Here is an 11,898-nt window from a genome sequence, read left to right on the forward strand (position 1 = left end):
ATTTACCATCCTCGCTGTGCATATTTTTGATCTAAATTATCAATTTCAAGTCCGGGCATTGCTTCTCCAAGGTCTTCTGAAACTTCTTCAATTTTTTTAGGATCATTGTAATAAGTTGTAGCAAGTACTATAGCATTTGCTCTTTTTTGTGGATTTTGAGATTTAAATATTCCAGAACCTACAAATACCCCCTCAGCTCCAAGCTGCATCATAAGTGCAGCATCTGCTGGAGTTGCGATGCCACCTGCTGCAAAGTTTACTACTGGTAGCTTTCCTTTTTCCCATATATATTTTATTAAATCATAAGGTGCTTCAAATTCTTTTGCAAGTGTCATAAGCTCTTCTTTTTTTGCACTTTTAACTTTTGAGATATCATCTACCATAGTTCTCATATGAGTTACAGCTTCAACAACATTTCCAGTTCCAGCTTCACCTTTTGTTCTTATCATTGCAGCTCCTTCACCGATTCTTCTCAGGGCTTCACCTAAATTTCTAGCGCCGCATACAAAAGGTACTTTGAAGTCCCATTTATTTATATGGTAAGAGTTATCTGCAGGAGTTAAAACTTCACTTTCATCTATAAAATCTATATTCAACTGCTGAAGCACCTGGGCTTCAACAAAATGACCTATTCTAACTTTTGCCATAACAGGTATGGATACAGATTCCTGTATTTCTTTTATCATTTTAGGATCAGACATTCTAGCTACCCCTCCCTCTTTTCTTATATCAGAGGGAACTCTTTCTAAAGCCATAACCGCACAGGCTCCAGCTTTTTCAGCAATAATGGCTTGTTCTTTATTTACTACGTCCATTATTACTCCACCTTTTAACATCTGGGCTAAGTTTTTATTTATTTCATATTGTCCCATATTATTATCCTCCTATATTATCTAAAGATTTATCGATTAAGTTATAAAATCTCCATGAACTAGTATTAATGGAGTCTATAATAAATGAATGAAATAAAGCTTTATTATTTATATATTATATTCATAATTAAGTATTTGCAAAATGTAACGGTACACTTTTAAATAGAATCTTTATAGAATCTTTATACAGGCAAGTACAATCTTAACTCAAAATTTATGTTCAAGGTGGTAATATAGTAAAATCAAAATTAGGAAATCAACTTAGCATGGGGCTTAATATAGCAATAATAACACTGAGGGAAATACCGTATTTTGGAAATGACTATGAAATTACTTTTAGAGGTGTTAAAAATGAATCTTAATTTAGGAAATGTCTCAAATGCTCTTATAGGTAAAAGCTTAAAAACTGAAGAATTAAAAGGAGAAAAGTTCAATGTATTTTGGGGACTGCCAATAATGTCAAGTGATGCTATCTCCTCTGTGGCTTATGCTGGAGAAGAAATATTATTGATACTTATGCCGGTTATGGGCCTTTTGTCTTATAGATATATGCTCTATGCTTCACTATGCATTATATTTTTGCTGTTTATGCTTATATTTTCATATAGACAAACTATAGATGCTTATCCAGGTGGTGGAGGTTCTTATATTGTAGCAACGGATAATTTGGGGACAACCGCTGGTCTTGTAGCAGGTGCTTCTTTAATTATTGATTATATATTGACAGTAGCAGTAAGTGCTTCAGCAGGAACTGCCGCTATAACTTCAGCAATACCATCCCTGCTTCCACACACAGTTACTATTACTTTAGCACTTATAACAATTTTAGTAATTGGAAATTTAAAAGGTATAAGAGAATCTTCAAAGGTATTTGGAGTTCCAACCTATATATTTATATTTTTAGTATTAGTTATGCTTATATGGGGAATAATAAAAATAAATTTTATGGGATATATACCTAAATCCAGTTACAAAATACCTGATGTTTCTGGAACTATAACCATATTTCTATTTTTAAAGGCTTTTGCAGCAGGGTGTACAGCTTTAACAGGTGTGGAAGCTGTAAGTAATGGAGTTCCAAACTTTAGGGAACCATCACAGAAAAATGCTAAGATTGTGTTAATGCTTCTAGCTTTTATAGTACTTTTAATGTTTGGTGGAATTTCCTATTTAGCTACACTTTATCATGCTGTTCCAAATTCTAATGTAACTGTAGTTGCTCAGATTTCATGGCAGGTATTTAATGGAGGAATTTTATTTTATATAATTCAGGCAGCTACAGCCATCATACTTGTTATGGCATGTAATACTGCTTTTGCAGGACTGCCGCTGTTACTTGCCCTTATGGCTAAAGATGGATATGCACCAAGACAGTTTGCAAAACGTGGTAAAAGACTTAATTATTCCAATGGTATAATAATGCTTGGTTTGCTAGCTGCTATATTAGTTATAATATTTAGAGGAGATACCCACTATTTGCTAGGGCTTTATGCTGTAGGAGTCTTTATATCATTTACTTTATCTCAGTGTGGTATGTTCAAAAGATGGACTAAAATTAAAGTAAAAGGATGGAGACACAAGGCATTTATAAATGGATTAGGAGGAATATTAACTTTTGTTACAACTATTATTATAGGAGTTACTAGGTTTACTCGTGGTGCGTGGGTAGTTTTCATACTTATACCTATAATTGTATATACCATGGAAAAGATAAAAAAACATTACTTAAAAGTTGCACAGCAGCTGCGGCTTTCCATGGATGAACTGAGAAAATATGAGAAGATAAGTTTTGAGGGTCAAAAGAGATACGTAATAGTACCTATAGATACCTTAAATAAATCTTTCCTGAAAGCTTTAAATTATGCTAGAACTATATCCGAGAATATAATAATATTTCATGTTTCTGTAGATGATGAGGTCACTAATAAACTTTTAAAGAAATGGAATGAATATAATATAGGTATACCTATAATAGTGAAGAAATCTCCTTATAGAAGCATTATAAAGCCTCTTGCAAAGTTTATAGATTCTGAAGAGTATGCTGCAGGACCTAAGGATACAATAACTGTTGTACTTCCACAATTTGTAGTCACTAAATGGTGGGGAAATATTTTGCACAATCAAACTGCATTATTGATTAAAACTATTCTTCTTAAAAGAAGAAATATAGCAATAGTTACAGTACCTTATATAATTGATGAAAATTAAATATGTATAGAGATTCTAAACCCAAAATAAACTTATGCTCCGAATATTTTTACGCATAAGTTTATTTTTTAGTTAGAAAACCTATAATTATTTTTTTTCAGAGAAAAGTATTTTAGCTTTGAGAATTATAATAGCAAAAGAAATAGAAAATAAAGAAAGAGATTCACATTTTGTGGGTTTCTTTTTTTTGGGAAATAAACATTTATGCAATTTTTACATAGGCAAGGTTTATCTTAACTCTAATTTTATACATTAGGTGATAGTATTATGGCTAAGAAATATGGGGGAGGGATAGAAATGCTGGATATTATATTTGTAGCTTTGCTTTTAATAGGATTTTTGTCATTAAAACATTTTACATCCTGGTGTGAAAACCAAATAAGTAAAAAACAATAAATTGGAGGGATATTTATGATCTTTTTAGGAATTGTAATTATATTATTGTTTGTATATCTGTGCTATGCACTGTTTAATCCGGAAAAGTTTTAACTATAGGATGTGGAGGTTAATGATATGGAGATAATTGAAATAGGTATTGTGCTTCTTATTTTTGTTTTACTTTGTATTCCGACAGGTAAATACATCTATAAAGTTGCAGAACATGAAAAAACATTTTTAGATCCTGTACTAGATAAAGTAGATAATTTTATTTATAAAGTTTCAGGGATAACAAAAGAAGAAATGACATGGAAACAATATATTGGAGCTTTACTTTTATGTAATCTTGTTCCAGCTATTTTAACTTATATAATTTTAAGAATTCAATTTGTGCCTGTTTTCAATCCAAACCATATAGGAAGTATGGAACAAGGGCTTACATTTAACACTGTAATAAGTTTTCTAACTAATACGAATTTACAAGATTACAGTGGGGAATCAGGGCTTTCCTATTTTAGCCAGATGATAGTAATTACATTTTTTATGTTTCTTGCAGCATCAACAGGTCTTTCTATAGCACTGGCATTTATGAGAGGACTTGCAGGAAAGAAAAAAACACTGGGGAATTTTTATGTAGATTATGTAAGAATTATAACAAGAATACTTCTTCCTGTGTGTATTGTAATATCTATATTTTATATTCAACAGGGTGTCCCACAGACATTATCAGCTAATAAAACAATTACTACTATAGAGGGAAAGCTCCAGGACATTCCAATGGGACCTGTAGCAAGCTTGGAATCAGTAAAACTATTTGGAACTAATGGAGGAGGATTCTTTGGTGCTAATTCAGCTCATCCATTTGAAAATCCAACACCACTTACAAATGCTTTTGAGATAATTTCATTTCTTCTCTTTGCAGGAGCAACTGTGGTATGTTTTGGACATATGATTAAAAAGAAGAAACAGGCTATATCTATATTTTCAGCTATGAGTATGTTATTTGTAATTGGCATTGTAATATGTTATGCAGCTGAAAAAGCAGGTAATCCTATACTTGGACATTTAGGACTTAATCAAATTATGGGTAATATGGAAGGCAAGGAAGTTAGATTTGGAATACCTATGTCTGCACTTTTTACTACAGCTACTACGGCTACATCCTGTGGTGCTGTTAATAATATGCATGATTCACTGACACCTATAGGTGGACTTGTGGCACTTGTAAATATGATGCTCAATGTAATATTTGGTGGAAAAGGTGTAGGGTTTATGAATATGATCATGTATGCCATACTTACTGTTTTCCTGTGTGGACTTATGGTAGGAAGAACTCCTGAATTTCTTTCAAAAAAAATTGAGGGAAAAGAAATCAAATTAATAGCACTTGCTATAATTATACACCCATTTTTGATACTCATGTTTTCAGCTTTAGCTTTAGTTATGCCTCAGGGTGTTTCTAGTATATCAAATCCTGGATTTCATGGACTTAGTCAAATAATATATCAATTTGCTAGTTCTGCAGCAAACAATGGATCTGGTTTCGAAGGACTTGGCGATAACACCATGTTTTGGAATACAACTGCAGGCATAGTAATGTTTTTCGGAAGATATTTGTCTATGGTAATACTGCTTGCAGTATCGGTATCTTTAGCTTCAAAGAAGGCAATACCTGTAACTGCAGGTACATTTAAAACAGACAATGCGGTATTTACTATAACTTTAGTATTTATTGTCTTGATAATTGGTGCACTTACGTTTTTTCCAGCATTGTCTCTTGGACCTATTGCAGAGCAGCTTACATTATGAATATAAAAAGGGAATGGTGTGATTATGAAAAATAAAATTAAAAAATCTAAGTTTATTACAAATAGCATAATGAAAGATGCAATTGTAGAAGCTTTAAAGAAATTAAATCCTAAATATATGATTAAAAATCCTGTTATGTTTGTAGTTGAAATTGGATTTTTAATATCTTTGATAAGTACAATTTTCCCTAGTATATTCGGAGATAAAGGGAATAATCTGAGAATTTATGATTTTGTAGTAGCTTTAATTTTGTTTATAACAATATTGTTTGCAAACTTTGCAGAAGCAATAGCTGAAGGAAGAGGAAAAGCTCAAGCAGAAACTCTTAAAAAAACGCGAAAAGACACTTCTGCAAGATTACTTGAATCAGATGGCAATATAACTGTTATAAGTGCAAATGAATTAAAAAAAGGTGACATAGTTTTAGTGGAAAATGGAGATATAATTCCAAATGATGGGGAAGTTATTTCTGGTATAGCATCTGTAGATGAATCTGCAATAACTGGAGAATCAGCACCTGTTGTCAAAGAATCAGGAGGAGATTTTGCTTCAGTTACAGGCGGAACTAAAGTTGTAAGTGATTGGTTAAAAGTGAAAATTACAGCAACCCCAGGAGAATCTTTTTTAGATAAAATGATAAGTTTGGTAGAAGGAGCATCAAGACAGAAAACGCCTAATGAAATTGCCCTTAATACTGTGCTTGTAAGTCTAACACTTATTTTTCTTATAGTACTTGTAGCACTTTATCCAATGGCTTCTTATACAGGGGTAAAGCTTTCAATATCTACTCTTACAGCTCTTTTAGTTTGCCTTATACCAACTACAATAGGAGGACTGTTATCTGCGATTGGTATAGCTGGAATGGACAGAGTCACAAGATTTAATGTTATAGCTATGTCTGGAAAAGCAGTAGAATCCTGTGGTGATGTAGATACTATGATACTTGACAAGACTGGTACCATAACTTTTGGGAACAGGCTAGCTGCAGATTTTATTCCTGTAGAAGATGTATCTAAAGAAGAGCTTATAGACTGTGCTGTTTTATGTTCTTTAAAGGATGATACGCCAGAGGGCAAATCTACAGTAGAACTTGGATATAAATTGGGTTCAAAAGTGGAAAAATCCAAATATGAGGATATGGAATTTGAAGAATTTACAGCACAGACTAGAATGAGTGGGGTTAATTTAAAGGATGATACTTCTATAAGAAAAGGGGCCTATGATGCTATAAAAGATAGAGTGGGAAGATTAAAAGGAACTATTCCGAATGGACTAGATGATATTGTAAACAAAGTAGCAAGCTTGGGAGGAACACCACTTGTAGTATGTGTCGATAATAAAATTTATGGAGTTATATATCTTAAAGATACCGTAAAGCCAGGTCTTGTGGAAAGATTTCAAAGGCTTCGTGAAATTGGAATCAAAACTATAATGTGTACCGGAGATAACCCACTTACGGCAGCAACTATTGCTAAAGAGGCAGGAGTGGATAGTTTTATTGCTGAATGCAAGCCAGAGGATAAAATAGAAGCTATAAAAAAAGAACAATCAGAAGGTAAAATTGTAGCAATGACAGGAGATGGTACGAATGATGCCCCGGCACTGGCACAGGCAGATGTAGGGCTTGCCATGAACAGTGGTACCACTGCAGCTAAAGAGGCTGCCAACATGGTGGACTTAGATTCAGATCCAACCAAGATACTAGAAGTAGTTGAAATAGGAAAGCAGCTTTTAATAACAAGGGGAGCACTTACTACTTTTAGCATAGCTAATGATGTAGCTAAATATTTTGCTGTAATACCTGCTATGTTTGCAGTAGCTATACCTCAAATGCAGATAATGAATGTTATGAAATTGGCAACACCTTATAGTGCTATACTATCTGCGTTAATATTTAATGCCATAATAATACCTCTTTTAATACCTATTGCTATGAGAGGCGTAAAATATAGACCTATGAAATCAGAGACAATGCTTTTGAGGAATATGCTTATCTTTGGATTTGGAGGAATTATTGCTCCATTTATAGGAATAAAAATTATAGATTTACTAATAACTCCATTAGTTAGAATCTTTAATTTAGGTTAGATATTTTGAGAAAGGAAGGTTTTAATATGAAAATGCTCCAAAAATCTATTCGATTAACTGTTGTTTTTATGATAATTTGCGGTATTATATATCCGCTTTTTATAACAGGTGTAGGTCAGGTATTTTTTCATAAACAGGCAAATGGAAGTATTATAACAGTAAATGGCAAAGAGGTAGGTTCTGAACTAATAGGACAGAATTTTACAGATCCAAGGTTTTTTAGAGGAAGGGTTTCGTCTGTGAACTATAACACTTATACAAAGGCAGATTTGAAGCCAGATAAGAGTGGAAAAGTGGCTTACTCTGGAGTAGCATCTGGATCTCAAAATTTGGCACCATCAAATAAAGCACTTCAGGATAGAGTTAAAAAGGATATGAATGATTTCTTAAAAACTCATCCAGGGGTAAAGAAAGAGGATATACCTATAGATCTTCTTACAAGTTCAGGATCCGGTCTTGATCCGGATATAAGTCCTAAAGCTGCAGAAATACAGATACCTGCAGTATCGAAAGCAACAGGTATAAGTGAAGAAAATATTCGTAAGATAGTACGTAAATATACGGAAGGCAAAACTTTTGGAATTTTAGGTGAGCCTAGAGTAAATGTACTAAAAGTTAATCTTCAAATAGCCTCAATTTTAAATAAATAAATTTTATTTTAATTGGAGAAGTAGGTGATAGTATCATGAAAAGGATGGGTGTTATAATATTATGTATAATTATTGTTGTATTTATAGTAGTTCTTGTAGAGAAAGATAATAATAAATATCCCTATATAGGTAAATATGAATGTCCCCAGAATAATACAATTCTAATACTTGATAAAAATAATAATTATACAATAATAAATAATTTATATAGAGAAGCTGTTTACACTAAAGGCAAGTATAGCATAGAAAATAACAATATGAAATTAATGTTAAAGAAAGGCGAGACAGTTTCCTATCCAAAAGAATATATCGAAGGAAAAATTAAGGGGGATAGAATTGAATTCAATAAATTTTATGAAAAACATGTTACATTTTATCTAGAAAAATGAGAAAATAAAAATGTGATACAAGTTCTATATGGAGGTGATTATTATAGATTATAATGAAAGGCCTAATCCATATCGTATTTTAAACAAAGTGGAAAAAGAAGAGAGTGGAAGGGGAAAATTAAAAATATTTTTTGGATATGCTGCGGGAGTTGGAAAAACCTATTCCATGCTTAGAGAAGCCCATGACATTAAAAATTTGGGAAAAGATATAGTGATAGGTTATATTGAATCCCATGAAAGATTAGAAACTATGGATTTGACTAAAGGGATTGAGAGTATAAATACTAAAATTATCGACTACAGGGGGGTAATTTTAAAAGAATTTGATCTGGATGCAGCACTTTCAAGAAAGCCCGAGATAATACTTGTAGATGAACTTGCTCACACCAATGCCAAGGGAAAAAGGCATAGAAAAAGATGGCAGGATATAGAGGAGCTTCTTGAAGCTGGAATTGATGTATATACTACGTTAAATGTTCAGCACATTGAAAGTTTAAATGATGTAGTTGAAAGTATAACGCATATTTCTGTAAGAGAAACTATTCCAGACAAAGTATTTGATAATGCGGATAAAGTTGAAATTATAGATATAGAACCAGATGAACTTTTAAAGCGTTTTAGCGATGGTAAAGTATATGCAAGAGATCAGGTAAAGAGTGCCTTTCATAATTTCTTTACTAAAAGCAATTTATATGCTTTGAGGGAAATTGCCCTTAGAAAAACAGCTGATAGAGTAAACTATGAAATTGAAACTGCAAGGCTTTCAAAAGGTCAGATTACTGTAATACCTGCTTCCGATCAAATACTTGCATGTATAAGTTCATCACCTTCATCTCTTCGGGTTATACGAACAGCTGCAAGAATGGCAGAAGTTTATCATTCAAAATGGATAGTAGTATATGTAGAAACTACAAAATCTCAGAAATTAAGTAAAGAAGATAAAAAAAGACTTAATTCATATTTTAATTTAGGAGAGCAATTAGGTGGAGAAGTAGTTACAATATATGGGGATGACATAGCAGATCAGGTTATACAATATGCAAAATTTAGAAATATAACTAAGATAATAATAGGCAAGAACAACAAAAAAGCAAGTAAGGTATTTCATTTTTATGCAAAAGATGTAGTAGATAAACTTATGGATTCTAATTCTTATATTGATGTTTATGTAATACCAAATTCACTATACGATAGGAAAAGCGACAATATTACTAAGAAATTTAGTAAAGAATTTAATTTGTCCTTAAAGGAAGCTATTAAAGCTGCCATAATTTTATCGATAGTAACTTGTGCTGCTATGATTTTTGACTATGTGGGTTTTTCAGAAGCCAATGTTATTATGATTTTTATTTTAGGTGTTATAATTGTATATATGCAAACTACGGGTTATTTAATGGGTATAATATCTTCCTTAGTGGGTGTATCTATATTTAATTATTTATTTGTTCCGCCCAAGAGGTCTTTTCATTTTTATGATAAAAATTACTTGATTACATTTATAATGATACTTATTGAGGCATTTGTAATAGGAAATTTGACAAATAAGATCCAGCGGGATGCGGATGAGTCCTATACTAGGGAAAAAAGAACACAGACATTGTATAGGGTGACAAGTAAACTTTTAAGTGCAGTTGGAAATTCTGATGTAATTTCCATAGCTATAAAATATCTATCAAGACTTGTGGACAGGACTGTGGTATGTTACCTATCTATAGATAACAAGCTTTCAACTCCTTTTGTATATTATTTGGATGAATTAAAAAAAGATGATTTAATTTTGAATAAAGATGAGGCTGCTGTAGCTTACTGGAGTTTTTTGAAAGGCAAGGAAGCTGGTTCTGGTACAGATACATTCTATAGGGCAAGGGGATATTACATTCCAATAAAGGTGCAAAATAAGATACTAGGAGTTATCGGAGTTTCCTGTGAAAAAGACTTTTTAAGCTATGATCAAAAATTTATTGTAGAAACTGTAACGGGTCAAATGGCTATTGCACTTGACAGAGAAATACTTGTAGGACAGCAGGAGGAATCCAAAGTGGAAATTGAACGTGAAAGGCTTAGAAGCAATCTTTTAAGATCTATTTCTCATGATTTAAGAAGTCCACTTGCAGGAATTAAGGGAGCAGTAAGTACTATTATAGAAAACGGTAAATTTATACCAGAAAAGACTAAGGAAGACTTGCTAAATGGAATTTACGATGATACAGAATGGCTTATAAGCCTTGTAGAGAATCTCCTTAGTATGACTAAATTTGATGAGGGGAATATGAAAATCAATAAAAACTTAGAATTGGTGGAGGAAGTAGTATCAGAGGCAGTTCAAAGAAGTTCTAAATATTTTAAAGACCATAGAATAAAGGTAGATGTTCCAAAGAAACTTATAATGGTTCCTATGGATGGAAATTTAATTGAGCAAGTACTTATAAATTTAATTCAGAATGCTGCAAAATTTTCTAAAAAACAATCGTTTATACAAATAAAAGTTTATGAAAGTGTAGATGATGTATTTTTTGAAGTCATAGATGATGGAATAGGAATATCAGATAAAATATTGCCCCATATATTTGATAGGTTTTTTACTAATGGCAGCAGTATAGCGGATTCAAGACGTGGTGTGGGACTTGGACTTACCATTTGTAAGTCCATAGTTGAGGCCCATTGTGGTACAATTGAAGCTGAAAACAAAAAAGAAGGAGGGGCTATTTTTAGGTTTAACATTCCTAAAGGGGAAAGTGGTAATGAGTTAATGTAAGGAGGAAGAGTGATGGATAGTAAGCCTTATATTCTTGTAATTGAAGACGATAGACCAATAAGAAATTTTATTACAGCAGCTTTATCTTCCCAGGGATATAAATATATTGAAACAGATAAGGGAAATGAGGGAATTTCTCTTGTAATGTCACACAATCCTGATCTTATAATATTAGATTTGGGTCTTCCAGATATTGATGGAATTGAAGTTATAGAAAAAGTAAGAGGATGGTCCAATATTCCGATTATAGTTGTATCTGCAAGGGGAAATGAAAGACAGAAAGTTGAAGCACTTGATAAGGGAGCAGATGATTATTTAACTAAACCTTTTAGTATAAGTGAATTGCTTGCTAGAATTCGTGTGTCTTTAAGGCATCTTATTGTAAACAAGGATCAACATGAGATATTGAATAATTTTAAGGTAAAAAAGCTATTTATAGATTTCGATAAAAGACGTGTAACTGTAGAAGGTAAAGAGATACATTTAACTCCTATAGAGTATAAAATAATGGCACTTTTATGTAGGTATTCAGGAAAAGTGCTGACTCATAATTTTATTATTCGTGAAATATGGGGTTCATCCTTGGGAAGTGAGACCAAATCATTAAGGGTGTTCATGGCAAATTTAAGACGAAAGATAGAAAAAGATCCTGCACAGCCAGAATATATATACACAGAAGTTGGAGTAGGCTACAGGCTTGCAGATGAGTAGTATAAATGAATTACGTATAAATTCTTAACAAACATTTG

Annotated in this window: 10 protein-coding genes; 9 read left to right on the forward strand and 1 reads right to left on the reverse strand. The window is 32.4% G+C overall.

The window, feature by feature from the left end; translation table 11 throughout:
* Positions 1-2: 2 nt before the first annotated feature.
* Entirely contained in the window at positions 3-872 is an 870-nt protein-coding gene (gene pdxS, locus WY13_RS07640) for a pyridoxal 5'-phosphate synthase lyase subunit PdxS (protein WP_063555104.1), read from the reverse strand.
* Between the two features lie 351 nt (positions 873-1,223).
* On the opposite strand from pdxS, the gene WY13_RS07645 reads away from it, so the two are divergent.
* From WY13_RS07645 to WY13_RS07675, 9 genes are all read left to right on the forward strand, one after another.
* Entirely contained in the window at positions 1,224-3,080 is a 1,857-nt protein-coding gene (locus tag WY13_RS07645) for an APC family permease (RefSeq protein WP_063555105.1), read from the forward strand.
* A gap of 267 nt (positions 3,081-3,347) precedes the next feature.
* A complete protein-coding gene (locus tag WY13_RS22070) occupies positions 3,348-3,476 on the forward strand; it encodes a hypothetical protein (RefSeq protein ID WP_278321777.1) in 129 nt (42 codons plus the stop codon).
* Positions 3,477-3,491: 15 nt separating this feature from the next.
* The gene (gene kdpF / locus WY13_RS22285; protein WP_082848440.1) at positions 3,492-3,569 is read left to right on the forward strand and encodes a K(+)-transporting ATPase subunit F; all 78 of its coding nucleotides are present in this window, start codon (positions 3,492-3,494) and stop codon (positions 3,567-3,569) included.
* A 24-nt stretch (positions 3,570-3,593) separates the two neighbouring features.
* The gene (gene kdpA / locus WY13_RS07650) at positions 3,594-5,267 is read left to right on the forward strand and encodes a potassium-transporting ATPase subunit KdpA (RefSeq protein ID WP_063555106.1); all 1,674 of its coding nucleotides are present in this window, start codon (positions 3,594-3,596) and stop codon (positions 5,265-5,267) included.
* Between the two features lie 24 nt (positions 5,268-5,291).
* Entirely contained in the window at positions 5,292-7,355 is a 2,064-nt protein-coding gene (kdpB, locus tag WY13_RS07655) for a potassium-transporting ATPase subunit KdpB (RefSeq protein WP_063555107.1), read from the forward strand.
* Positions 7,356-7,381: 26 nt separating this feature from the next.
* Positions 7,382-8,005: a K(+)-transporting ATPase subunit C gene (locus WY13_RS07660; protein WP_063555108.1), complete on the forward strand. Its 624-nt coding sequence runs from the start codon at positions 7,382-7,384 to the stop codon at positions 8,003-8,005.
* Positions 8,006-8,040: 35 nt separating this feature from the next.
* Positions 8,041-8,394: a hypothetical protein gene (locus WY13_RS07665; protein WP_063555109.1), complete on the forward strand. Its 354-nt coding sequence runs from the start codon at positions 8,041-8,043 to the stop codon at positions 8,392-8,394.
* A 43-nt stretch (positions 8,395-8,437) separates the two neighbouring features.
* Positions 8,438-11,149, forward strand: a complete 2,712-nt coding sequence (locus WY13_RS07670) for a sensor histidine kinase (protein WP_063555180.1) — start codon at positions 8,438-8,440, stop codon at positions 11,147-11,149.
* A gap of 12 nt (positions 11,150-11,161) precedes the next feature.
* Positions 11,162-11,860, forward strand: coding sequence for a response regulator (locus WY13_RS07675; RefSeq protein WP_063555110.1), 699 nt, complete (start codon positions 11,162-11,164; stop codon positions 11,858-11,860).
* The last annotated feature ends 38 nt before the right edge of the window (positions 11,861-11,898 follow it).

This window comes from Clostridium ljungdahlii, assembly GCF_001636845.1.
Taxonomy (GTDB): domain Bacteria; phylum Bacillota; class Clostridia; order Clostridiales; family Clostridiaceae; genus Clostridium_B; species Clostridium_B ljungdahlii_A.

Excerpts from the sequence above, each read along its gene's own strand:
- pdxS (WP_063555104.1), bottom strand. The coding sequence starts at position 872 with ATGGGACAATATGAAATAAATAAAAACTTAGCCCAGATGTTAAAAGGT.
- WY13_RS07645 (WP_063555105.1), top strand. The coding sequence starts at position 1,224 with ATGAATCTTAATTTAGGAAATGTCTCAAATGCTCTTATAGGTAAAAGC.
- WY13_RS22070 (WP_278321777.1), top strand. The coding sequence starts at position 3,348 with ATGGCTAAGAAATATGGGGGAGGGATAGAAATGCTGGATATTATATTT.
- kdpF (WP_082848440.1), top strand. The coding sequence starts at position 3,492 with ATGATCTTTTTAGGAATTGTAATTATATTATTGTTTGTATATCTGTGC.
- kdpA (WP_063555106.1), top strand. The coding sequence starts at position 3,594 with ATGGAGATAATTGAAATAGGTATTGTGCTTCTTATTTTTGTTTTACTT.
- kdpB (WP_063555107.1), top strand. The coding sequence starts at position 5,292 with ATGAAAAATAAAATTAAAAAATCTAAGTTTATTACAAATAGCATAATG.
- WY13_RS07660 (WP_063555108.1), top strand. The coding sequence starts at position 7,382 with ATGAAAATGCTCCAAAAATCTATTCGATTAACTGTTGTTTTTATGATA.
- WY13_RS07665 (WP_063555109.1), top strand. The coding sequence starts at position 8,041 with ATGAAAAGGATGGGTGTTATAATATTATGTATAATTATTGTTGTATTT.
- WY13_RS07675 (WP_063555110.1), top strand. The coding sequence starts at position 11,162 with ATGGATAGTAAGCCTTATATTCTTGTAATTGAAGACGATAGACCAATA.